This is a genomic window from Rhizobium sp. P32RR-XVIII (assembly GCF_012641395.1).
GTDB lineage: Bacteria > Pseudomonadota > Alphaproteobacteria > Rhizobiales > Rhizobiaceae > Rhizobium.
The window spans coordinates 1-22,352 of the sequence record NZ_JABAIH010000014.1 but is presented as its reverse complement, the minus strand read 5'-3'; the positions used below and the strand labels follow the sequence as shown (position 1 = coordinate 22,352).

Annotated in this window: 21 protein-coding genes; 13 read left to right on the top strand and 8 right to left on the bottom strand. The window is 60.3% G+C overall.

Annotation, left to right across the window (positions count from 1 at the left end; genetic code table 11):
* Window positions 1–39: 39 nt before the first annotated feature.
* Window positions 40–1,101 carry an aldo/keto reductase gene (locus HGP14_RS27235; RefSeq protein WP_168832993.1) on the top strand — a complete coding sequence of 354 codons (1,062 nt, stop codon included), beginning with the start codon at window positions 40–42 and terminating at the stop codon, window positions 1,099–1,101.
* A 95-nt stretch (window positions 1,102–1,196) separates the two neighbouring features.
* Here HGP14_RS27235 and HGP14_RS27230 read toward each other — a convergent pair whose 3' ends face one another.
* On the bottom strand, window positions 1,197–2,147 hold the full coding sequence (locus HGP14_RS27230; RefSeq protein ID WP_168832992.1) for a LysR family transcriptional regulator: 951 nt from the start codon (window positions 2,145–2,147) through the stop codon (window positions 1,197–1,199).
* A 93-nt stretch (window positions 2,148–2,240) separates the two neighbouring features.
* On the opposite strand from HGP14_RS27230, the gene HGP14_RS27225 reads away from it, so the two are divergent.
* From HGP14_RS27225 to HGP14_RS27175, 11 genes are all read left to right on the top strand, one after another.
* Window positions 2,241–3,107, top strand: a complete 867-nt coding sequence (locus HGP14_RS27225) for a dioxygenase (RefSeq protein WP_168832991.1) — start codon at window positions 2,241–2,243, stop codon at window positions 3,105–3,107.
* A complete protein-coding gene (locus HGP14_RS27220; RefSeq protein ID WP_168832990.1) occupies window positions 3,104–4,201 on the top strand; it encodes a maleylacetate reductase in 1,098 nt (365 codons plus the stop codon). The genes HGP14_RS27225 and HGP14_RS27220 overlap by 4 nt, the downstream gene beginning before the upstream one ends.
* Complete coding sequence (locus HGP14_RS27215) at window positions 4,198–5,481, top strand: ABC transporter substrate-binding protein (protein ID WP_168832989.1); 1,284 nt, start codon at window positions 4,198–4,200, stop codon at window positions 5,479–5,481. The genes HGP14_RS27220 and HGP14_RS27215 overlap by 4 nt, the downstream gene beginning before the upstream one ends.
* A gap of 64 nt (window positions 5,482–5,545) precedes the next feature.
* Window positions 5,546–6,265 carry an ABC transporter ATP-binding protein gene (locus tag HGP14_RS27210; RefSeq protein WP_168832988.1) on the top strand — a complete coding sequence of 240 codons (720 nt, stop codon included), beginning with the start codon at window positions 5,546–5,548 and terminating at the stop codon, window positions 6,263–6,265.
* Window positions 6,265–6,984, top strand: a complete 720-nt coding sequence (locus tag HGP14_RS27205) for an ABC transporter ATP-binding protein (RefSeq protein WP_168832987.1) — start codon at window positions 6,265–6,267, stop codon at window positions 6,982–6,984. Before HGP14_RS27210 ends, HGP14_RS27205 begins: the two co-directional genes overlap by 1 nt.
* On the top strand, window positions 6,971–7,834 hold the full coding sequence (locus HGP14_RS27200) for a branched-chain amino acid ABC transporter permease (protein WP_168832986.1): 864 nt from the start codon (window positions 6,971–6,973) through the stop codon (window positions 7,832–7,834). Before HGP14_RS27205 ends, HGP14_RS27200 begins: the two co-directional genes overlap by 14 nt.
* Window positions 7,835–7,840: 6 nt before the next feature.
* Window positions 7,841–8,929, top strand: coding sequence for a branched-chain amino acid ABC transporter permease (locus HGP14_RS27195; RefSeq protein WP_168832985.1), 1,089 nt, complete (start codon window positions 7,841–7,843; stop codon window positions 8,927–8,929).
* Window positions 8,922–10,676 (top strand): FAD-dependent oxidoreductase, encoded by a 1,755-nt coding sequence (locus HGP14_RS27190; protein WP_168832984.1) that lies wholly within the window; start codon window positions 8,922–8,924, stop codon window positions 10,674–10,676. Before HGP14_RS27195 ends, HGP14_RS27190 begins: the two co-directional genes overlap by 8 nt.
* A 7-nt stretch (window positions 10,677–10,683) precedes the next feature.
* Window positions 10,684–11,577: an intradiol ring-cleavage dioxygenase gene (locus HGP14_RS27185; protein ID WP_168832983.1), complete on the top strand. Its 894-nt coding sequence runs from the start codon at window positions 10,684–10,686 to the stop codon at window positions 11,575–11,577.
* A gap of 265 nt (window positions 11,578–11,842) precedes the next feature.
* The gene (locus HGP14_RS27180) at window positions 11,843–13,207 is read left to right on the top strand and encodes a M24 family metallopeptidase (protein ID WP_168832982.1); all 1,365 of its coding nucleotides are present in this window, start codon (window positions 11,843–11,845) and stop codon (window positions 13,205–13,207) included.
* Window positions 13,208–13,354: 147 nt separating this feature from the next.
* Window positions 13,355–14,206 (top strand): glycerophosphodiester phosphodiesterase family protein, encoded by an 852-nt coding sequence (locus HGP14_RS27175; protein ID WP_168832981.1) that lies wholly within the window; start codon window positions 13,355–13,357, stop codon window positions 14,204–14,206.
* On the opposite strand, the gene HGP14_RS27170 is transcribed toward HGP14_RS27175, so the two are convergent.
* Genes HGP14_RS27170 through HGP14_RS27140 form a run of 7 tightly spaced genes read right to left on the bottom strand, consistent with a single transcriptional unit; the run spans window position 14,207 to window position 21,397 of the window.
* Entirely contained in the window at window positions 14,207–15,028 is an 822-nt protein-coding gene (locus HGP14_RS27170) for an inositol monophosphatase family protein (protein ID WP_168832980.1), read from the bottom strand.
* Window positions 15,028–16,032 (bottom strand): LacI family DNA-binding transcriptional regulator, encoded by a 1,005-nt coding sequence (locus tag HGP14_RS27165; RefSeq protein ID WP_168832979.1) that lies wholly within the window; start codon window positions 16,030–16,032, stop codon window positions 15,028–15,030. Before HGP14_RS27165 ends, HGP14_RS27170 begins: the two co-directional genes overlap by 1 nt.
* Window positions 16,016–16,795, bottom strand: coding sequence for a glycerophosphodiester phosphodiesterase (locus HGP14_RS27160; protein WP_168832978.1), 780 nt, complete (start codon window positions 16,793–16,795; stop codon window positions 16,016–16,018). Before HGP14_RS27160 ends, HGP14_RS27165 begins: the two co-directional genes overlap by 17 nt.
* Window positions 16,795–17,850: an ABC transporter ATP-binding protein gene (locus HGP14_RS27155; RefSeq protein ID WP_168832977.1), complete on the bottom strand. Its 1,056-nt coding sequence runs from the start codon at window positions 17,848–17,850 to the stop codon at window positions 16,795–16,797. Before HGP14_RS27155 ends, HGP14_RS27160 begins: the two co-directional genes overlap by 1 nt.
* Window positions 17,850–18,692 carry a carbohydrate ABC transporter permease gene (locus HGP14_RS27150; protein ID WP_168832976.1) on the bottom strand — a complete coding sequence of 281 codons (843 nt, stop codon included), beginning with the start codon at window positions 18,690–18,692 and terminating at the stop codon, window positions 17,850–17,852. Before HGP14_RS27150 ends, HGP14_RS27155 begins: the two co-directional genes overlap by 1 nt.
* Window positions 18,693–18,694: 2 nt before the next feature.
* Window positions 18,695–19,996, bottom strand: a complete 1,302-nt coding sequence (locus HGP14_RS27145) for a carbohydrate ABC transporter permease (RefSeq protein ID WP_168832975.1) — start codon at window positions 19,994–19,996, stop codon at window positions 18,695–18,697.
* 54 nt (window positions 19,997–20,050) lie between these two features.
* Window positions 20,051–21,397 (bottom strand): extracellular solute-binding protein, encoded by a 1,347-nt coding sequence (locus tag HGP14_RS27140; protein ID WP_168832974.1) that lies wholly within the window; start codon window positions 21,395–21,397, stop codon window positions 20,051–20,053.
* Window positions 21,398–21,670: 273 nt separating this feature from the next.
* On the opposite strand from HGP14_RS27140, the gene HGP14_RS27135 reads away from it, so the two are divergent.
* Window positions 21,671–22,352: sulfatase-like hydrolase/transferase (locus tag HGP14_RS27135; protein WP_168832973.1), on the top strand; the 682-nt coding region annotated here is incomplete at its 3' end.

Genomic DNA, 22,352 nt, shown 5'->3' with positions numbered 1-22,352 from the left:
CGGAAATTTCACGCAGCATTTTCATCCAGGAGTTACGCAATGGAATACAGGACCCTTGGCCGTTCCGGCCTGAAGATTTCCGCCATTACGATGGGTACATTTTCCTTCGGAGGCGTCGGCCCTTTCGCGATGGTTGCGAACCAGGATGCCAAGGATGCGCGGCGGCTGATCGATTGCTGCATCGACGGCGGCGTCAATGTCTTCGACACGGCCAATATGTATTCGCTCGGGCGGTCGGAGGAGATTCTCGGAGAGGCGCTGGAAGGCAAGCGCGATCAGGTCCTGATCTCCTCAAAGGCACGCATGCGCATCGGCGACGGGCCAAATGACGAAGGCGTGTCACGCTATCATCTGATCCGCGAGTGTGAGCGAAGCCTTAGGAGGCTCCGCACGGATCATATCGACATCTACTTCATGCATGAATGGGACGGTTTGACGCCGCTGGAGGAAATGCTCTCGGCGCTCGACATCCTCATGAGACAAGGCAAGATCCGTTACATCGGATGCTCGAACTATTCCGGCTGGCACATCATGAAAACCCTGGCCGTCGCGGATGCCAGGAACCTTCCGCGTTTCGTGACGCAGCAGATCCATTACACTTTGGAAGCGCGGGAAGCCGAATACGAACTGCTGCCGATATCGGTCGATCAGGGATTGGGTGTCATGGTCTGGAGCCCGCTCGCCGCGGGCCTGCTATCGGGGGCTTTCGGCCGTGACCGGGCTCCGGAACAGTCGCGCCAGGCGGCCGGCTGGACGGAACCGCCAATCCGCGACCAGGAGCGCCTCTGGCAAATCGTCGATGTGCTGGGCGATATCGCCAAGGCACGTGGTGTCAGCGTTGCGCAGGTTTCGCTTGCCTGGACGCTGACGCGCCCAGGCGTCTCTTCCCTCGTGGTGGGCGGGCTGTCCGAACAGCAGTTCAAGGACAATATCGCCGCCGTCGATCTGAAGCTGTCTCCGGAGGAGCTCGAAAGGCTCAACCTGGTCAGCCGGCCGGCCTATGTTTATCCCTATTGGCACCAGCATAACTTCGCCACGGACAGGTTCAGTGAAGGCGACTGGGCGCTTCATTCGAGCTATCAGGACCTCGGCGCTGTCTAGGTGATGATGGAAGTGACGCGGAGCGAGGCTTCCGAAGTCAACCGACTGATCAGCGATCTCCCCGCATTCAACCGCGTCGGCTCGTCATAAACACGCTAACCGCCCCAGACGACTGACTGCTCATGCCGCTTGATAAGGTGCTTCAGATTGTCGAAGCCCATGCGGATATGGCGCGCGAAGTTATCGAGAGCGGGTGTCCGCGGCGCATCGGAGCGCTTCAACAGGCCGAGTGCGCGTTCGGGATGCGGGATGGAGACAGGCAATGCGGTGATGGATCGGTCGTTGCGCTGCGCAAAGACGACGCTGTGCGGCAGGACGGTCAGGGCATCCGCTGCTTTCATGTAGTTGATGACGCTCATGAGTGAGCCGCCGGAATAACGAATCTTGATTTCAGTTGCGCCGAAAGAAAGCAGCATGCTGCGCAAGTCCGCGAGAAGCGGACTACCCGGTGGTGGCGCCACCCAAGGATACTCGAGCAAATGCGCCGGCTGCAGCCGGCGTTTCAGGAGCAATGGGTGTGTGACGCGACAGGCGACGACGTTGCGTCCGGGCAAAATCTGCTGGAACTCCAGCCCCGATCCCTCGTCCAGAATATCGATCGGGCAAATGGCGATGTCGATTTGGTCAGCCTTGAGTGCTGCGCGCAGATCGGGGAAGTAACCATAGGACTGGTCGATGCGCACGTCCGGATGAAGATTTTGAAACTCCGCGATCATGCCGGCGATCAGCGCATCCATGAAGAAGGGCGTACCGCCGACCCGCACGACGCCACTGTTGCCGACGCGAAAGCTCGCAATGACATCAGATGCCTTGCGTGACGCCGAAAGCATCGTCTGTCCATGATCGGCGAGCGCCCGTCCGAGCGGCGTCGGCTGCAGTGGACGGCGTCCCTTGATGAAGAGCGGCTCGCCGATCCTGGCTTCCAGCATGGAAAGTGTGCGCGAGACGGCTGGCTGCGAGAGGCCTAGCAGCGCCGCTGCCTCGGTGACGCCGCCGGTTTTAACCACCGCGGCGAGTTGGATAAGGTGGCGTTCGTCTATCTTCATAACGATATGATATATTAAACAAGAATAAAATCATCTCAGCGTCGCGATGTTGCGCTAACTTCTTCTCCACTACCCATGCCTTGGAGGAGACGCATGACGCCGGGTCCAATGGCGCTGAATTTCAGCGAGACTACTTCGTCTGAGATTTTCGCACAGCGACTTCTGCAATCGAACGACGACATCCTGCCCCAAGTCTTGGCGGTGGCAGTCGCGCATCTTCATGCGATCATCCGCGAGTTGCGGCCTACGCAGGCCGACTGGCGCAAGGTCATCGAATTCCTCACCGATGTTGGTCACGCCAGTGATGAGCGGAGGCAGGAATGGGTGCTGCTTTCGGACCTGCTCGGGGCTTCGGCGCTTGTCGAGGAAATCAATTCACGCCGTCCTAAGACGGCGACGCCCAATACCGTCCGCGGCCCTTTCTTTCGTGCTGACGTGCCGCAAGTGGCTTCCGGCGGGAACATCTCGCTTGACGGCGTCGGCGAAAAGCTGGAGGTCATTGGACGCGTCCAGGACCTGGATGGTGATCCCGTTGCCGGTGCCGAGATCATTACCTGGCAGGCCAATGCGCAGGGGTTTTACGAGAACCAGCAGCCGGACCTGCAGCCGGAATTCAATTTACGTGGCCGTTTTAAAACAGACGACGACGGACGGTTTCATTATTGGACGATCAAGCCCTGCGGCTACGGTGTGCCCGATGACGGCCCGGTCGGAAAGCTTCTCAGGCAGGCAGGCTATCCCCTGAGCAGGCCCGCCCATCTTCAATTCATGATCAACGCGCCGGGCTTCGAGACAATCACCACGCATATTTACGACGGGAGTGACCCCCATCTCGCCGAGGATGCGATCTTCAGCGTCAAGCCGGAACTGGTGCGCACATTTGAGCGGCAGGGCGAAGGCTCATGGCGGGTAGACCTGACCTTCGTCATGGTCCGGGCAAGACAGAGGACAGGGGCATGAGCCGCAATTTCGTTTATAGCGGCAGTCCTGCCCATATCGTCTTCGGCGAAGGCAAGAGCGCCACCGCCGGCGAATGGATCAAGAAGCTGGGCTGCAAGCGTGCTCTGGTGCTTTCGACTCCCCAGCAGAAGGCGGATGCCGAGGCACTGGCGGAGCGGCTGGGTTCGCTTGCCGTCGGCGTGTTCAGCGGTGCGGTCATGCACACGCCTGTCGATGTCACCGCGACGGCGATGAAAGTGGTTGCCGAAAGCCAAGCCGATTGCGTGGTGTCGCTTGGCGGCGGCTCGACAACGGGGCTCGGCAAGGCCATTGCTTATCGCACGGAGCTGCCGCAGATCGTCATTCCGACGACTTACGCAGGGTCGGAGGTCACGCCGATCCTTGGGCAAACCGAGGGCGGCCGCAAGACGACGGTGAAAGATCCGAAGATTTTGCCCGAGGTGGTGATCTATGATGCCACGCTGACAACCGGTCTTCCGGTCGGCCTGTCGATGACCTCGGGCCTGAACGCTATGGCTCATGCTGTCGAAGCGCTCTACGCGCAGGATCGCAACCCGATCTCGACCGTTATGGCCATCGAGGGCTTGCGCGCCTTCCGGTCCGCACTTCCAAAAATCATGGTGGCCTCAAGCGATATCGAGGCGCGGGCCGAAGGGCTCTACGGCGCCTGGCTCTGCGGCACGGTCCTTGGGACGGTCGGCATGGCGCTGCATCACAAGATCTGTCACACGCTTGGCGGCACTTTCGATACGCCGCATGCCGAGACGCATGCGATCATGCTGCCGCACACTGCGGCCTTTAATGCCGTCGCGGTGCCAGACCTTTTTCAGCCTGTGGCGGAGATTTTCGGAGGTTCGGTCGGCGGCGGGCTTTGGGATTTCGCGAAATCGATCGGCGCGCCGCTGGCGCTCCGCGATCTCGGCCTCACCGAAGCCGATCTCGATAAGGCGGGCCAGATTGCCGTTGAGAATCCCTACTGGAATCCGCGGCCGATCGACCGGTCATCGATCCGTGCGTTGCTGCAGCAGGCCTGGGAGGGGCGACGCCCGGAGAATTACTCGTCATACAAGGGGAGTGGGAGGAGAATGAAATGACAACGAGACGCGAATTCCTGAAACAGACTGCGGCCACCGGCGTGCTTGCCGCGACATCCGGGCTGGCATTGCCGGCGCTCGCACAGAAAAGCTCAATCAAGCTCGGCTACGTCAGTCCGCAAACCGGACCGCTCGCGGCCTTTGGCGAAGCGGACAAGTTCGTGATCGACAACTTTCTGGCGACGACCAAGAAGATGGGCCTCGACTATGAGGTCGTCGTCAAGGACAGCCAGTCCAATCCCAATCGCGCCGCCGAGGTGACCAAGGAACTGATTGTTACCGATGAGGTGAACCTGGTCCTGGTTTCCTCGACGCCCGAAACCACCAACCCGGTGTCGACGACCTGCGAAGCCGAAGAGATGCCCTGCATTTCCACGGTAGCGCCGTGGCAGCCATGGTTCATCGGCCAGCAGGCAAATCCCGGCGACCCTAGTTCCTGGAAGCCGTTCAACTTCGCCTACCACTTCTTCTGGGGGCTCGAGGACATCATCGCCGTCTTTACCGGCATGTGGGGCCAGGTCGAGACCAACAAGAAGGTCGGCGGACTGTTCCCCAACGATGGAGACGGCAACGCATGGGGCGACAAGGTCGTGGGCTTCCCGCCGGTACTTGAGAAGCTCGGCTATACGCTGACCGATCCCGGCCGCTTCCAGAACCTTTCGGATGATTTCTCCGCGCAGATCAACGCCTTCAAGCAGGCGAACGCCGAGATCGTCACCGGTGTCGTCATTCCACCGGATCTGACGACCTTCTGGAACCAGGCGAAGCAGCAAGGCTTCAAACCAAAGGTTGCCTCGGTCGGCAAGGCGCTGCTTTTCCCGCAAACGGTGGAATCGCTCGGCGATTCCGGCCACAATCTTTCGACCGAGGTCTGGTGGACGCCAAGCCACCCCTTCAAGTCGTCGCTGACGGGTGAGACTGCCGCTCAGGTTGCCGATGCTTTCACCAAAGCAACGGGCAGGCCCTGGACGCAGCCGATCGGATTTGCGCACGCCCTGTTCGAGCTTGCGGTCGATGTCATGAAACGCGCCGACGATCCAAGCGACGGCGAGGCTGTCGCCAAGGTCATCGGCGAAACAAAGCTCGACACGCTCGTCGGCCCAATCGCCTGGGGCAACGAGAAACTGCCGCCCTTCGCCCAGAAGAATGTCGCCAAGACGCCGCTTGTCGGAGGCCAGTGGCGGCTGAAGCAGGGCGGCAAGGGCTATGATCTCGTCATCGTCGAAAATGCCACGGCTCCCAACATTCCGACTGGCGGAAAAATGGAGCCGATCGCCTGAGCGCGTCAGCGTTCGTAGATCAAGGAGGAAGTCGCGGAGGCGGCTTCCTGCTGGGAGGACATGGATGCCAATACTGGAGCTGGAAGGCGTTTCGAAGAAGTTCGGCGCGTTGACTGTCGCCGAACAGATTTCCTTTGCCGTTGAAGACGGAGAGGCGCTCGGAATCATCGGCCCCAACGGCGCCGGCAAGTCGACGCTGTTCAATCTGATCACTGGCAACATCTCGGCAGAAAGCGGCGTGATCCGTTTTAGAGGATCGGATGTGACGAAAACCCCGCCGATGGCGCGGTGCTTTGCCGGAATGGGCCGCACGTTCCAGATTCCGCAGCCCTTTGACCAACTGACCGTCTTCGAGAATCTGCTGGTGGCCGGATCGTTCGGCGCGCGGAAGCGGGAAGGCGAGGTCGCGGATCGCTGTGCAGAAATCCTGATCGATACCGGCCTGATCAACAAGGCCAATGCAACGGCCGGCAGCCTGACGCTGCTGCAGCGCAAGCGGCTGGAGTTGGCTCGTGCGATGGCAACCGATCCGAAACTCCTTCTCCTCGACGAGATAGCCGGCGGGCTGACGGAAGGCGAATGCCGGGCGCTGGTCGCGACCATCCGCGGGTTGCACAGCAAAGGCATTGCGGTGATCTGGATCGAGCACGTCCTGCACGCGCTCAATGCCGTGGTCGGGCGTCTGCTCGTCCTGCATTTCGGTCGGGTGATCGGCATCGGAAAACCCGACGAGATCATGAACTCGAAAGAAGTCCGCGAGATCTACCTGGGGATCGATGTGTGATGGCACTTCTCCAAACCCACGATCTGACGGCCTCCTACGGCGATTTCCAGGCGCTGTTCGGCGTCGATATCCGCCTCGAAGCGGGCGAGACGCTGGCGATTATCGGCGCGAACGGGGCCGGCAAGACCACGCTGATGCGGTCGCTGTCGGGCGTCCTCAAGAACGAACCGGATTCCATCCGCTATCGGGGGGAGGCGGTCGGCGCGCTGCCCGCGCCGGATGTCCTGGCTCGGGGAATCGCGATGGTGCCCGAAGGCCGGCGGCTGTTTCCATCATTGACCGTCGAGGAGAACCTGCTGATCGGCGCCTATGGCCGCAGGGCCACGGGCCCTTGGACGCTCGAGAGCATCTATGCGCTGTTTCCGATCCTCAAGGAGCGTCGGCGCAATCCTGCCACGGCCCTGTCCGGTGGTCAGCAGCAGATGGTGGCGATCGGCAGGGCGTTGATGTCGAACCCGGACGTGCTCCTTTGCGATGAGATCAGCCTCGGACTGGCGCCGGTGGTGGTGCGCGACATCTACGCCGCCTTCCCGCGGATCCGGGCAACGGGAGCTGCGATCATCATCGTCGAACAGGACATCGCGCAGGCGCTCAAGGTCTCCAACAGGGTCTATTGCATGATGGAGGGTCGCATCACGCTCTCCGGAAAGCCGTGCGATCTCGACCGCGACGCCATTCACAAGGCTTACTTCGGAGCAGATGGCCATGAACTGGCTTGATACGATAGCGCAAGGCATCTTGCTCGGCGGTCTGTACGCACTCTTTGCGGCGGGGCTCAGCCTGGTCTTCGGCATCATGCGGCTGGTCAATCTAGCCCATGGCGACTTGATCGTCTTCGCGGCCTTTCTGATCCTGTCGCTTGTGTCCCTGTTGGGGCTTCATCCTTTCGTGGCCGCGCTTGTTGCGGCTCCCCTCATGTTCGCCACCGGTTGGATTCTTCAATACTATCTACTCAACCGCACGCTCGGAAAGGATATCCTGCCGCCGCTGCTCGTCACTTTCGGTCTTTCGATTGTCATCCAGAACGGGTTGCTGGAGGGCTTTACGGCTGACAGCCGGCGAATCTCGGCAGGGGCGCTCGAGACGGCGTCCGTTCCACTGGGGCCGATCAATGCAGGTGTGATGCCGATGCTCGCCTTTGCCTCGGCAATCCTCGTCATCGTCGCGCTGAACCAGTTGATCTATCGCACGTCGATCGGTCGGGCTTTTCGGGCCACGTCGGACGATGTCACCACGGCAGGCCTGATGGGCATCCGGCCGCAACGCATTTTCGCCATGGCGACGGGGCTTGCCATGGTGGTGGTGACCATTGCGGCCCTCTATCTCGGAACGCGTGCCAATTTCGATCCCACCTCCGGACCGGCCCGGCTGATTTACGCCTTCGAGGCCGTCATCATTGGCGGGTTGGGCTCGCTATGGGGAACGCTGGTCGGCGGAATCATCCTCGGGGTCGCGCAGACGGTCGGCGCGGCCATCAATCCGGAATGGCAGATCCTCGCCGGTCATCTCGCATTCCTTCTCGTCCTCCTGTTCAAGCCGCGCGGCCTTTTCCCGCGCGCAGTGGATTGAGCCGCCATGGAACAGCTGCTCGCACCAACCTTCAAAGTCGAGACCCGCACGGGCGCATCCGCAATATTCGCCGTCGTGGCCGCGATCGCGGTGATCCTCGCGTTCCTGGCGCCGCTTCTGGTATCGCGCGGCGCCGTCCAGGACCTGTTCTTCATCCTCACCATGCTGGTGCTGGCGCAATGCTGGAACCTGCTTGCCGGATATGCCGGCCTGATTTCGGTCGGCCAGCAGCTCTTCGTCGGTTGTGGGGCTTACGCGATGTTTGCCCTTGTCAGCCTGCTCGGGCTGGACCCGATTGCGGCAGTCATCATCGCCGGCCTCGTCGCGGCGATCGTCGCAGTGCCGACCGCTTTTTTCACCTTCCGCCTCTACGGTCCCTATTTCGCCATCGGCACATGGGTCATTGCCGAAGTCGGCCGCCTGCTCTTTGCTCAATGGAAGGCGCTCGGCGGCGGCACCGGCACATCGTTGCCGCGGGACGCGACGCGCGAGATGATCGGTATCGAGTCTTTGAAATCGCTGTTCCGGATGAAATCGGCGGAGGCAGGCGATGCGCTGACCTATTGGCTTGCGCTGCTGCTCGCCCTGGTCACGATCGGGGCGATCTACGGGTTGCTGCGGTCACGGCACGGGCTTGGTCTTGCGGCCGTCCGGGACAATGAACAGGCGGCACGCGCCGTTGGCGTCGATGCGCGGCGCATGAAGACCCTGGTTTACCTGACGGCGGCATTCCTGACAGGCTGCTGTGGGGCGCTGATCTATGTCCAGAAGCAACGCATCTCGCCGGATGCCGCCTTCTCGGTGCTCGACTGGACGGCCTATGTGATCTTCATCGTCGTTATCGGCGGCATCGGCACGGTCGAGGGACCGATCGTTGGCGTCATCGTCTTCTTTCTGCTGCAGAACCTGCTTGCCGGCTATGGCTCTTGGTATCTTTTGATCCTGGGTCTGGTCGCCATTGTCACAATGCTTTTTGCGCCGCGCGGGCTCTGGGGCCTGTTTTCCGACCGCACAGGCATCCAGCTTTTTCCGGTTCGCCGAATTCTCAAGGGCGGACCCATCGAACATACGAAACTAGGAGGGCCAAATGGCTGATATCACAACGGATGTACTCATCATCGGAACCGGCCCGGCGGGCTCGGCAACTGCAGCGTTGCTATCCACTTACGGCGTCGAGAACCTGGTGATCAACCGCTACCGATGGCTAGCCAACACACCGCGCGCCCACATCACCAATCAGCGCACGATGGAGGTGCTGCGCGATCTTGGCCGCGATGTCGAGGACGAAGCCTACATGTTCGCTGCCGAGCAGGATCTGATGGGCGAGAATGTCTTCTGTACCTCGCTGACAGGCGAGGAAATCGGCCGCATGAAGAGCTGGGGCAAGCATCCGCTGTCTCGCGCCGAGCATCAGCTCTCCTCACCGAGCTTGATGAACGACCTGCCGCAGACCTTCATGGAGCCGCTGCTTTTCAAGACAGCCTGCTCGCGCGGGACACAGCCGCGCATGTCGACGGAGTATATCAGCCATGAGCAGGACGCCGAGGGCGTCACGACAACATGTCTGGATCGGCTGACCGGCAAGCAACTTACCGTCCGGTCCAAGTTCCTGATTGGCGCCGATGGCGGCAACTCGAAGGTCGCCGAGCACGCAAAGCTCTCCTTCGATGGCCGGATGGGCGTCGGTGGCTCGATGAACATCCTGTTCGAGGCTGATCTGTCGCGCCATGTCGCGCACCGGCCTTCCGTGCTTTATTGGGTGCTGCAGCCGGGCGCCGATGTCGGCGGCATCGGGATGGGTCTGGTGCGCATGGTGCGGCCGTGGAACGAATGGCTGATCGTCTGGGGCTACGACATCAACCAGCCGGCGCCGGAGGTGACCGAGGATTTCGCCATCAAGGTCGTTCGCGAACTCGTCGGCGATCAGGAGCTTCAGCCGAAGATCAAGTCGGTCTCGACCTGGACCGTCAACAACATGTATGCGACGACGATGTCGAACGGACGCGTCTTCTGCATGGGCGATGCAACGCATCGCCATCCTCCGTCGAATGGACTGGGCTCCAACACATCGATCCAGGATGCCTTCAATCTCGCATGGAAGCTGTCCATGGTGTTGAGGGGACAGGCAGGATTGGGCCTGCTGGATACCTACAATGCCGAGCGTGCGCCGATTGCCAAGCAGATCGTGACCCGGGCCAACAAGTCGATCGAAGAATTCGGCCCGATATTCAAGGCGCTCGGCTTGTTGGACTCTGTAGATCCCGTCAAGATGCAGGAGAATATGGATTCCCGCTGCAAGGACACGCCGGAGGCGGAAAAGCAGCGCAAGGCGATCCGGGATGCGATTGCCTACAAAGTTTACGAGTTCGATGCCCATGGCGTCGAGATGAACCAGCGCTACAAGTCGCATGCGATCTTCACCGACGGCCAGCCCGAACCGGCCTTCACAAAGGATCCGGAACTTCACTATCAGCCGACGACGTGGCCCGGCGCGCGCCTGCCGCACGCTTGGCTGTTCAATCATAGGGGCGACAAAGGCTCGACTCTTGATCTGACCGGTCACGGCGTCTTCACCATTCTGACCGGCATCGGCGGAGACAGTTGGGTCGCGGCCGCCAAGGCGCTCGCAAAGGAGTTCAATATCCGGATCGCCACGCACATGATCGGACCGCGCCAGCAATGGCAGGATCTTGTTGGCGACTGGGCCAACGCGCGCGAAGTCCGGGATTCCGGCGCCATTCTGGTGCGACCCGATCACCATGTTGCCTGGCGTGCAGATTCAGTGGTCTCCGATCCGGAAGCCGAGCTGCGCCGCGTCCTGAAATCCGTTCTTGATAAGTGAGAGCATCATGGAAGCACATGAAAAGGGCTTCTTCACGGAAGAAGATTCTGTCGCCGTCGTAACCGGCCGAAATGAGAACGCTAAAGACGAGCGCCTGAAACAGGTCATGGAAGTCATCACGCGAAAACTCCATGAGGCGGTCAAGGAAATCGAGCCGACACAGGATGAGTGGATGCAGGCCATTCTCTTTCTCACGCGCACGGGGCAGATGTGCAACGAGTGGCGGCAGGAGTTTATATTGCTGTCCGACGTTCTTGGCGTCTCAATGTTGGTCGATGCGATCAACAACCGCAAACCCTCGGGTGCATCGGAGAGCACGGTTCTTGGTCCGTTTCACGTTGCCGACGCACCGGAACTGCCGATGGGGACGAACATCTGCCTCGACCAGAAGGGCGAGGATATGGTGATCGAAGGTCGGATCGTGGATACCGACGGACGGCCGATCGCCAATGCGCTGCTGGATGTCTGGCAGGCCAACGACGAGGGCTTCTACGACGTCCAGCAAAAGGGGATTCAGCCGGACTTCAATCTGCGCGGCGTGTTCCGTACCGGCCCGGACGGGCGCTACTGGTTCCGGGCGGTGAAACCCAAATACTATCCGATCCCGGACGACGGTCCGGTCGGGAAACTGCTGAAAGCGCTGGGCCGCCATCCCAATCGACCGGCGCATCTCCACTACATCATCAAGGCCGATGGCTTCGAAACACTGACAACCCATATCTTCGACCCCGATGATCCCTACATCAACTCCGATGCGGTGTTTGGCGTGAAGAAGAGCTTGCTTGCAGAGTTCCGGCGTATCGATGACCCCGATCGCGCCAGGGCCTATGATTTCGATGGCGACTTCTGGCACGTCCAGTACGATTTCGTGCTTGCCCGTCTCGGCGAAAAACGGGGCTAGAGCAGTCAAGGCGGAGTTGCGGGGCCAGTTCGATCTTTTGATTTGCGGAGTTCCGGACCGCCCCAACTTTCCGTAGAACTGCTTGATATTGGAACCTTGCGTAAGGAACCGTAGCTTCGAACCTTCGTATCGTCTGAACGACGCTGCCTTACTCTCAACGGGAGGCGATCGACGATCTCTATTCCTCGGGCGCCCGCCAGGTGCAGTGAAACTTTAAGCATCTACGGCGGATTGATCTCACGCGTGTAACGACAAAGGAACGAAAATGACGATCTCTCTCAAGACGGTCGCGCTCCCGGATTTCGGCGCGGTTGGTGATAAGCCGTTGGTACCTTCGCCAACCTACGAAGCTCGCGCCAACGCAGCATATGCAAATGCCAAATGCGACTGGCTGGCCGTTTATGCTGATCGCGAACACTTCGGTAATATCGCTTTTCTCACCGGTTTCGAGCCACGTTTCGAGGAAGCATTTCTTCTCTTGGGTCCGGCGGGCAAGCGCGTATTGATCACGGGCAATGAGTCTGAAAGCTACGCTCCACTTGCACGTTTGCCGGGTCTGGACGTTCTGCTCAGCCAGACACTCAGCCTCATGGGACAGGATAGAAGCCGGTACCCGCGTTTTGCGGACCGGCTCGCCGACGCGGGCATCAAGTCTGGCGACCACGTCGGCCTCGTTGGATGGAAATACCTTGAAGAATATGAAGATCAGCAGGCTGATACGGGCGTCTTTGTTCCGGCTGTCTACGTTCAGGCGTTTCAGCGGGTCGTGGGTCCCTCTGGCCGGGTTACCGATCAGACCAGAGTGACCATGCACCCGGAAAATGGCCTTACGGCGTCGCTTGACGTCGACCAGATCGCAGAGTTCGAGTGGGCGGCAACTCGCTGCTCGCTTGCGACGTGGCGGATTGTATCCGGGGCAAAGGTCGGTGATACCGAGTTTGATGCGGTATCCCGCATGGGCTACGCCGGTGACGCGCTGAACGTTCATACTATGTTCGCCTCGGCGAGCCGTGGAGAGCCCATAATTGGTCTTCGGAGTGCGACCGGCCGAAAGCTGAACAAGGGAGACGGCGTCACCACGGCCATTGGGCATTGGGGAGCGCTATCTTCCCGTGCCGGTTTGCTGGATGACGGAAATGAGGAATTTCTTGCCATCGCCAAGGGTTATTTTCAGGGACTGATTTCCTGGTATGAGACCGCGTCGATTGGCGTATCGGGCGGAACGCTCCATGACGCCGTGGTCGGCAAGCTGGCCGAAGCGAACCTGAAGTCTGCGCTCAATCCGGGCCACCTGGGCGGCTATGAAGAATGGACCAACACACCGGTTCGCCCGGGCTCCACCGATAAAATTCGTTCGGGCATGCTCTTTCAAGTTGATGTCATCCCTACACCTGTTCCAACCGGCTGGGCTCTCAATTGTGAAGACACGGTCGTCTTCGCAGACAGCAGCCTGCGCGATGAGCTCGCTGCAAAACATCCGGAAGCCGCGCGACGTATCGCGCTCCGCCGCGAGTTTATGAAGAACAGCCTTGGGGTCGAGCTTCGGGATGAAATCCTGCCCTTCTCATCGACCCCGCTCTATCTGGCACCATTTTGGTTGAAAAGCGACGCGGTGCTGGTGCGAGACTAAAGAACCGAAACGCCGATAGGGGAACTGCTGGCCCTCGTAGGGTTGAGCAAGCTCGCAGATGCCGTATCAATCGTGCGCCTTCGTGCTATGCCCCTTGCAAATTGTCCCGGTCCACGGCAACACAGGGGCAACGAAGGGGCTAGCGACATGAGCGAATTGGGTCTGGAAATTCACCATGGAGGCCATTGCACGCGGCTGAAATGGCACCGCCTGCGCCGTAGCATGCGGGACCCGCTTTTCTCGCGCGAGGCTATGCGGGCGGGCTTCAAGGAGGGCGCGTCGATGGAGCTCGATCTTCGTGTGCGCGCAGATCGAGGCTTTGTCGTCCTGCACGACGCCGTGTTGGAGGGCGAGACGACGGGACGCGGGCCAATTGCCGATAAGATGATGGAGGAACTGCTTTCCGTTCGCATGCAGGAGGGCGGGCGGCCGTTGATCCTGAGCGAAGATCTTTCTGCCATGATGCAAATGGCCCATCCGCGTGCGTCGCTGCAGTTCGACATGAAGGACGATTACGCGACGATCGGTGAGCAGGGGGTTACGCATCTGGCGGCGCATTTCAGCAACATCGCCGCTTCGGTGGTGGTCAGCGGTGCCTGCCTTGACCTGATCGTGGCGGTAAAGGAGCGCCTGCCGCATTTGAAGCGGGGGATCGATCCAACCGACAAGTTGGTCGATATCTACGAACGGGAAGGTCTGGCCGCCGTCGAGCGCGAACTTTTGATCGACCTGCGCGGGCCGACGGAGCCGGATATCGTCTACCTTCACTGGCCTCTGATCCTGCGCGCCGACTCCGACGGTTTCGACATGATCGGCCTTTGCCGGGCCGAGGGACGGCGTGTTGATGCCTGGACCTTCACATTGAAGAATCCGGACGCGGGATTTGACGACCAGGAATGGATGAACTTTTCGGCGCTGATGGCGCTGAAACCGGATGAGGTGACCACTGACGAGGCCCCTGCGACAGAGCGCGCCTGGAAAAGGCGCGTGACGGTCTGATCAATCCGTGACCGGCGCCAGACCCTCGATTTCCAGAAGAAATTCGAATTGTCGGGCAAGCCCCGGTGAATAGGCAACAACCGGGCCGCCTTCAGACAGGAGCGCCGAGAGCGCGGGTATGGCGATCGTCGCGCCCGCTTCGCGCGCGATCAGCGCGCCTGCGAGCATATCCCAGGCGTTAAGGTGCCGCTCGTAATAGAGATCGGCCGCTCCCTCGGCGACACGTAGAAGGTCGATCGCTGCGGCACCCATGCGACGATAGTCCATGCCACATTCATGCAGCCGCCGAGAGACCGCAAGGTGTTCGTCGAAGCTCGTCTTGCGCGAATGGCCGAGGATGCAAATGGCATTGGCAGGATCGTTCGTCGCTGCGGCATGAATGGGAGTCCCCTCGCAAAAGGCACCTCGGCCGCGGATCGCCGAGAAAACCGCATCCTTCGCGGCGTCGTAGACGACGCCGATCTCCAGACGGTCCTCGGCGCAGAAGGCGATCGACACACCCCAGTGGCTGAAGCCGCGGATGTAGTTCGTCGTCCCGTCGATCGGGTCGACCACCCAGGTTCCAGCCCTGCCGGCTCCGCCGCCGGTTTCCTCGCCCATGAAGGTGTCTTGCGGGAACAGCATAAGCAGCCCGTCGCGAATGGCTTCCTCGGCATTGCGGTCGGCTATGGTTACGAAATCCTGCAGGCCCTTGTTCTCGACCTTCAATTCGGAACCCATTTCCCTGCGGAAGCGAGCCGCCTCGCGGCCAACACGGCGGGCGATCTCGATCGCAGCTGCGGCACGGGCCTCAAGGGCAGAGGAATCGAATGCGGAACTCATCAGGCAGTCCTTCTCGTGATCAGCGAAACGGGCGTGAATTCTATGCGCGCCGTCATGTCGGGCTTGGCGATTCGGCTAGTTAGCAGGTCGATGGCCCTTTCGGCCTGCAGGTCGCAGGGTTGGCGGATGGTCGTGAGTTCGTAGGCGGCCCAGCTTGCCTGGGGAATATCATCGTGGCCGATGACGCGTATGGCGGGCGCGTCTTGACGGCTGCGGCCGGCCATCAGCCGGTCGATCACGCCGCAGGCCATATAGTCATTGGCGCAGAAGACCCCGTCGACGCCGGAGGAGACAAGCCCAGACGCCGTCTCGAAGCCGCTTCGATAGTCGTTTACGGGGACGGATAATAGCTGTCCCTCAAGGCCACGCTGGCGGCAGCGGGCAAGGAAAGCCTCGCTGCGGCGGCGTGCCGTGTAGGAAACAGAGGACGCGGCAATCGCGATGAGGCGCTTGGCGCCGTTATCAATCAGGTGATCGGCCGCCAGGTGCCCGGCAGTGCGGTCATCGGAAATGATGCGATCGACGAAGGGAATGTCGTCGCCCTTGTTGATCAGCACAATCGGCACGCCTTCGGCGGCACACTGCTCGCAGATCTCCGTCGGCGGCGCGTCCGATGTGACGATCACGCCGGAGACGGCATAATGCAGAAGCTGGCCGATGACGGTCGACGTATCCGCCTCCTTCGAGGTCGGCAGCAGGATCGGACGGAAATTGCGGGCAATGAGCGTCCGCGTGAGATGCTCGATCTGAAGCGTGCGAAACGGATTGTCGAGCCCTGCGGCGACGACGCCGACAAGATCGGACCGCTTGTTCGTCAGGCTGCGCGCGAGATAGTTGACGCGGTAGCCCAGCTCCTTGGCCGCTTGGTAGACCTTTTCGCGTGTCTTTGACGAAACGCTCGCATCCGGCGTGAAGGCGCGCGATACCGCCGCGCGCGAGACGCCTGCCACGCGCGCCACGTCGAAGGACGTTACTCGGCGCGGTCCTTTATCCTTGTCCGCCAAATTTTCCATCCCCACCAGGCACGGTGCGCATCATGTCCGGCAAATCCGTGCAGATACCGAGCACCGGCAGTCTCATTATCTCATCGAGGATCGACCGTCTTTCCTCGTGCCACAGCACGATCTCGCGGCCTTCGCCGAACGCGCGCGCCATCAAAGCCGGAGTGACCAGATCCTGAGGCCGTTCGCCGGCTCTCTCCCAGCAGAGATGCAGGATATCGGCGCCGGCCTCGTCGCCGAGCGCATGCGGATCGTGACTGACGCGGATCAGGACGGAACGCGGATAGTCGCAGCCCGCCTCGCGCAGCTCGCGGACCTGTGCTGTATCGAAGGAGCCGAGGCAGGCGAAGCGCTGGTTCTTTTCGGCGAGATGCTTCCAGCAGAGAAGTCCCGTGCCCGGCGCCTTGAGCTCGATGTAAAGGCCAGTATTGGTCTGCCGCCCGAGTGCCGCGACTGCTTCGAAAGTTGGAACATTGACGCCTTCGAGGGCGGCAAGCTCGGCGGCCGTCATCTCGGAAATACGGCGGTCGATGCCGAAAACGCGCTCCAGATGATCGTCGTGGGAGACCACAACCACGCCGTCCTTGGTGAGCTGCGTGTCGAGTTCCCACATTTCCGCGCCGAGATCGGCTGCGCGCTGGAAGGCTTCGAGTGTGTTCTCCCGCTCATGGCCGCTCGCACCGCGATGGCCGATGCAGAAAGGCAGCCTGCCCTTGCTGACAGGCCAGCCGTAGCGCTCGAAGAAGGCCGAAAAATCGCGTTGCATCAGAGCTTCCGTCCGGTTTCGTCGAAAACGAGCACGTTGCGGCTGTCGATTGCCCAGGTGACCTCGTCGCCGATCCTGATATCGTGGCGAACCGGCTGGATGGAGCGCAGCAACGGTCCGCCGGCAAGCTTTACGTCATAGAGATTTTCACGGCCCTGCGTTTCGGCGAAGTTCACGATGCCTGTGACCGGCACGTCGCCCGCCGGATTATAGTGCTCCGGCCGCACGCCGAGCATCAGCTTGGTTCCTTCGTCGGCGGCGACCGAAACGGGGAGTGGAACCTTGATCTCGCTGCCAGGAATGGAAAAGGCACCCTGTGCCGCCACGCCGTGGAGGAAGGTGATCGGCGGATTACCAAGGAAGCCGGCAACAAAGGCGGTGTGCGGGTCGTTGTACATCTCTGCGGGTGTTGCGATCTGTATGATCTCGCCTTCTTTCATGATGGCGATGCGGTCGCACATGCTCATGGCCTCTACCTGATCGTGGGTGACCAGGATCGCCGTGATCCCCGTCTCACGCTGGATGCGGCGGATTTCCGAGCGCATCTCCAGCCGGAGCTTTGCATCGAGATTGGCGAGCGGCTCGTCGAGAAGCAGAACGTCGGGCCTGCGAATCAGCGCGCGGGCAAGTGCGACACGCTGTTGCTGCCCGCCGGAAAGCTCCGAGGGGCGCCGGCCCATCAAGTTGCCGATCTGCACGAGCGTGGCGATGCCGTCGACCTCTTTACGGATATCGGCTGAGGGCATGCCCTTGACCTTCAGCGGAAAGCCGATGTTTTCGGCAACGGTCATGTGCGGGTAGAGCGCGTAGGACTGGAAGACGACACCAACATTGCGGGCCTGACTCGGAAGGTTGGTCACGTCGCGGTCGCCGAAGAGGATGCGGCCGCCGGTCGGGCGATGGATGCCGCAGATTGCAAAGAGCGTCGTCGACTTGCCGCAGCCCGAGGGGCCGAGCAGGGCCAGCATCTCCCCATGCGCCACTTCCAGGTTCATGTTTTCGATCACCTTGGTGGCGCCGAAGCTCTTCGAGAAACTGTCGAGGAGGATACGCATCAGCCTTTACTCCCTCCGCCGTAGATATTCATGAGATACTTGTGGAAGAACGCGTAAAGCAGCAGCACCGGGATCACATAGAACACGCCCACGGCCTTGAAGGTGCCGAAGTTGAAGTTGTTGTCATCGGCGATCAGTCCCGCAAGATAGACCGAGAGCACCTGTACTTGACCGCCCGGCGCCAATACCTGCGGTAGGATGAATTCTCCCCAGCCCGAAAGGAAGGAGAAGAGCGCCAGTGCCATGATCGCCGGTCGCACCTGCGGCAGCACGAGGCTGCGCCAGACGCGGAAGCGCGAGGCGCCGTCGACGACGCCCGCCATCTCGATCTCCCAGGGCACGCTGTCGTAGAAGCCCTTCATCAGCCATATGCCAAGCGGCAGGTCGATGGCAGCCTTCACAAGGATGACGCCGATCAGCGAGTTATAGAGGCCGACCATCTGCAGCACGATGAAGATCGCGATGATCAGCGTGACCGATGGAAAGGCATGCAGCACCATGACCCCGGCGAGGAAGAAGCCGCGGGCAGGGACGTTCAAACGTGACAGCACGTAGCCCGCCATCGAGGAGACGATGAGTACCACGGTCGTTGTGCTCGCCGTGAAGATAAGCGTGTTCAGCGTCACCAGCCAGATGTTCGGTTTTCCGGGCGGTGTTTGCCAGAGGAATGACCAGTGGCGAAGGGTGAGCGAATCCGGGATCAGCGACGCGGACTGCTTGTCTGTGATCGTGTCGATGAAGAGATAGGCATACATCAGCACCAACGGCAGGCTGACGATGGTGAGCGCCAGAATGACCGGCCAGGTGCGGTAGTTTGCCGAGGGCTGCGATTTCTGCGCCATGATCAATCCTCGATGAGCGGTCGCGCAACCAGCGCGGCGTAGTTGAAGACGCGCAGATAGGCGAGCGACAGGATTATGCCGATTGCGACGAGTACCAGCGCCATGGCGGCGCCGAGGCCATATTCCAGATTACCTGCATAGTTATTGAGTGCCGTGTGATAGGCGGCAAGGGACCAGACTTCGGTCGCCTTGCCTGGTCCGCCCCGAGTCGAAAGGAGGATTTCGTTGAAGGAGGCGAGCAGCGACAGCGTTTGATAGCAGGTGACGAAGAGGATCGGCCAGCGCATTTGCGGCAGTATGATATAGCGGATCTGCTGCCAGCGGCTGGCGCCATCCACCTCGCTTGCGAAGAATTGGCTCTTCGGGATTGCTTTCAGTGCAGAGGAAAAGACCAGCATGCCCATCGAGGCGCCGATGAAACCGTTGATCAGCACAACGAAGAACCAGGCATTGTAAGCGTTGTCGAGCAGGTAGTTCTTCGGCGGGTACCCGAATTTGCTCATGAGGGTGGAGATGAAGCCGGTATCCCAGGCGAGCCATTTCCACATCAGCACGTAGATGACGACGGGCGTGATCCGCGGCAGAAGCCAGACAGACCGGAAAATCGCTGCCGGCGCATCCGGCATATAATGTGTCCAGATCGCCAGCAGCATGGCGTAGCTCGTGTTGAAGAGCACGAGCACAAGGGCGACGTAGAGCAATGTGTTGAAGAGGACCTGTGCCATGTCCGGCGAGGAGGCGATGCGCGAGAAGTTCTCCGTCGTCCAGCTCCAGCCAGTATAGGTCGCTTTGGCGAGGCTTTCCTTTTGCTCCGGTGTCATTTTGATGCCGAACTTGTCGAGCGAGGCGAAGAGTTCTTCCTTGTTCGAGAAGCGTAGATTGGCAACGGAACGGTTAAACTGCTCCGAGATTTGCTTGACCTCCCGCGTCGACGGCCGGTCCTCAAGATCCTTGATCATGCGCTCGGCTTCGCGACGTGAGGGGAAGACTTCGCCGAGGTGTTTTTCGTGCAGTTCCTTGGCGATGCCCGGCTCGAGCCCAAGGCCCTCGAGGCCCTTGATCCCGTCTTCGTCGATCACGTAGCGCGGCTCGGTAAGCTGCTGCACGACATCCGGCATTTCGTCCTTGAGCGCGATGAGCGAGTTCGGGGTGACTTGATAGGCGCCACCGGAAATGCCCGTGGCCGTCGTCATGCTGGTGAAGGAAAAGACGGCGGTCAACACCACCGGCATCAGAAAAAACAACAGAATCATGAGCGCCGCAGGCGCGATCATTACGAGGCCAAGCGTTCTGGACGTTCTCATGGCATCCTCCGCAAAGAGCCCGGGCGGACGACGCCGCCCGGGGCGTTACTGCGCCTAGCGGATGACGATCTTGTCGCCGAGCGTGCTCTTCAGCTCGCTCTCGACATCGTTGGCAGCGGCATCGGGGGTCTTGGCGCCCGTCCAGGACGCTTCGAGGCCCTTCCACATGATGTTCCAGTACGTGCCGAAATCGGCATTGTTTGGCATCGCATTGGCATAGGGCAACAGGCGCTCGGTCGCTTCACGCGTCCACCGATCGGAGGAGTAGAGCTCGATTTCGGTTTCGGCCTTCGAAATGCCGAGATGGGCGGATTTGACCGCATGCAGCACGTTGATGCGCGGCTCGGAGGCGATCTTGACCAGCTGGGCAGCGATCTCGGTGTCGTCCTTGTCGTGGCCCGAGGTCAGAAGATAGACGAGCGGATGCGTCAGCGTGTTGGCCTTGCCGCCTTCGCCGGCCGGAATCAGCGTGAAGACGACATTACCGAAGAAGTCCTTCAGGCCTTCCTGATTGACATAGCGCGCGTAGTGCCAGGTGCCGCCGTGCCAGATGCCGGCCTTGCCGGAAGCGACTTCCTTCCACCACTGATCATTGGGCATGCCGATATGGTTTTTCTTGGTGACGCCATCCTTCACGGCGTCGGCGAAGAACTGGTAGGTGCGCTGCATCGCCGCCTTATCGAAGACGAGCTTGCCATCCTCTTCCATCGTACCGCCGAAACTGGTGTAGAACTGCCAGAAATCGGGGCCGTTGGTGTTGCGCGGATAGAAACCGTAACCTGGCTGGACGAGGCCCTTGTCCTGCATCTTCTTGGCGTCTTCCAGCACGTTTTTCATTGTATAGCTGCCGTCCTTGACCTTCTGCGGCAGTGCGTCGAGATCGGCATCGCTATAGCCGATTGCCTTCATGTAGGGCTTCCAGAAGAACATCGGGCGGGATTCGGCATCCTGCGGAATGCCGTAGACCGTGCCATTGAAGGAAGCGATATTCATCAGGTTTTCATAGATGTCGTTAAGCGGCCAGGAATCGAGATCGACATAGTCCTCGATTGGCACGATCAGGCCCGACTGCGCCCAAGGGCCAATGTCCTCGTGGCCGGTGACGGCGATATTCGGAGCGGTCTTGGCTTCCGCGGCAAGCGTCATCGCCTGCTTAAAGTCCTCCCAGCCGCTATAGGCCTTTTTCTCCACCTTGATCTTGAGGTCTTCACCCTTGATCGCGGCTTCCCGCTGGAGCTGCTCGGCTGCAATGTCGATCGCGTCTAGGCGATAGACGTCGTTCGGACCCGTTCCGCCGGCCCAGACCGTGATGGTCAGGTCCTTGGCTAAGGACAGCGCGGTGGTCGAGGCCAGGATGGCGACTGCAACGGTCATGCACTTCAATGTCGGCAGAATAGTCATCTCTTCATCTCCCAGATGATTGGTGTGAACCTCTTTGCGGGCCATCACCATTGCTGACGACCGCCCGGAGGCCCCATGAAAAGCGCGAACGAATTCGCTCTTAGGGGTCCTATGTAACGGTCGAATGACAAAATGAGCACGTGTGCAAAAATGATTATGACGCGGTAATAAAACATTGCAAGCGGGGTTTTTCGCCGCTACGGATCGCCTTCAACGATCTTGTCGGATGTAGAAAATTGTGCGGCTTCAGCCGCCATCATCGGAGATTTCATCATGAAGACCGTTTTCGTACTTTTTGATTCCCTTAATCGGCATATGCTTGGCGGCTATGGTGGAACACGCATTCCGACGCCAAATTTCGACAGGCTGGCCGCGCGGACGGCGGTCTACGACAAGCACTACGTCGGCTCGCTGCCATGCATGCCCGCGCGCCGCGATCTCCTGACCGGGCGCCTGACTTTCCTTCATCGAAGCTGGGGGCCGCTCGAACCGTTCGACAACGCATTTCCGGAATTACTGAAGACGAAGAACGTCCATTCGCACCTGATCACGGATCACTATCACTATTGGGAGGACGGCGGCGCGACTTACCACAATCGCTACAACACGTTCGACTTCATCCGGGGTCAAGAAAGCGATCCGTGGAAGGCGATGGTTCAACCTCATTGGGAGCGTCTGCGCGAGAAGTACCACCATAATCAGACCGCAAGCGGGCCGATCAGCAAGTACAATCCGTATATGATCAACCGCGAGTTCATCAAAAAGGAAGAGGATTTTCCGTCCGTTCAATGCTTCGCGCGTGGGTTCGAATTCCTCGATATCAACCGCGGCGCGGAAAACTGGCTCTTGCAGATAGAAACTTTCGATCCGCATGAGCCCTTCTTCGCGCCCGAGAGATTCAAGGAGCCATTCAAGACGGGCTGGAACGGTCCGATCCGCGACTGGCCACGCTATG

Bases quoted from the DNA above. Each gene is read 5' to 3' on its own strand.
- HGP14_RS27215 (WP_168832989.1), top strand. From the start codon at position 4,198: ATGACAACGAGACGCGAATTCCTGAAACAGACTGCGGCCACCGGCGTG.
- HGP14_RS27180 (WP_168832982.1), top strand. From the start codon at position 11,843: ATGACGATCTCTCTCAAGACGGTCGCGCTCCCGGATTTCGGCGCGGTT.
- HGP14_RS27230 (WP_168832992.1), bottom strand. From the start codon at position 2,147: ATGAAGATAGACGAACGCCACCTTATCCAACTCGCCGCGGTGGTTAAA.
- HGP14_RS27200 (WP_168832986.1), top strand. From the start codon at position 6,971: ATGAACTGGCTTGATACGATAGCGCAAGGCATCTTGCTCGGCGGTCTG.
- HGP14_RS27170 (WP_168832980.1), bottom strand. From the start codon at position 15,028: ATGAGTTCCGCATTCGATTCCTCTGCCCTTGAGGCCCGTGCCGCAGCT.
- HGP14_RS27145 (WP_168832975.1), bottom strand. From the start codon at position 19,996: ATGAGAACGTCCAGAACGCTTGGCCTCGTAATGATCGCGCCTGCGGCG.
- HGP14_RS27140 (WP_168832974.1), bottom strand. From the start codon at position 21,397: ATGACTATTCTGCCGACATTGAAGTGCATGACCGTTGCAGTCGCCATC.
- HGP14_RS27175 (WP_168832981.1), top strand. From the start codon at position 13,355: ATGAGCGAATTGGGTCTGGAAATTCACCATGGAGGCCATTGCACGCGG.
- HGP14_RS27195 (WP_168832985.1), top strand. From the start codon at position 7,841: ATGGAACAGCTGCTCGCACCAACCTTCAAAGTCGAGACCCGCACGGGC.
- HGP14_RS27185 (WP_168832983.1), top strand. From the start codon at position 10,684: ATGGAAGCACATGAAAAGGGCTTCTTCACGGAAGAAGATTCTGTCGCC.
- HGP14_RS27220 (WP_168832990.1), top strand. From the start codon at position 3,104: ATGAGCCGCAATTTCGTTTATAGCGGCAGTCCTGCCCATATCGTCTTC.
- HGP14_RS27225 (WP_168832991.1), top strand. From the start codon at position 2,241: ATGACGCCGGGTCCAATGGCGCTGAATTTCAGCGAGACTACTTCGTCT.
- HGP14_RS27155 (WP_168832977.1), bottom strand. From the start codon at position 17,850: ATGCGTATCCTCCTCGACAGTTTCTCGAAGAGCTTCGGCGCCACCAAG.
- HGP14_RS27210 (WP_168832988.1), top strand. From the start codon at position 5,546: ATGCCAATACTGGAGCTGGAAGGCGTTTCGAAGAAGTTCGGCGCGTTG.
- HGP14_RS27235 (WP_168832993.1), top strand. From the start codon at position 40: ATGGAATACAGGACCCTTGGCCGTTCCGGCCTGAAGATTTCCGCCATT.
- HGP14_RS27205 (WP_168832987.1), top strand. From the start codon at position 6,265: ATGGCACTTCTCCAAACCCACGATCTGACGGCCTCCTACGGCGATTTC.
- HGP14_RS27190 (WP_168832984.1), top strand. From the start codon at position 8,922: ATGGCTGATATCACAACGGATGTACTCATCATCGGAACCGGCCCGGCG.
- HGP14_RS27150 (WP_168832976.1), bottom strand. From the start codon at position 18,692: ATGGCGCAGAAATCGCAGCCCTCGGCAAACTACCGCACCTGGCCGGTC.
- HGP14_RS27160 (WP_168832978.1), bottom strand. From the start codon at position 16,795: ATGCAACGCGATTTTTCGGCCTTCTTCGAGCGCTACGGCTGGCCTGTC.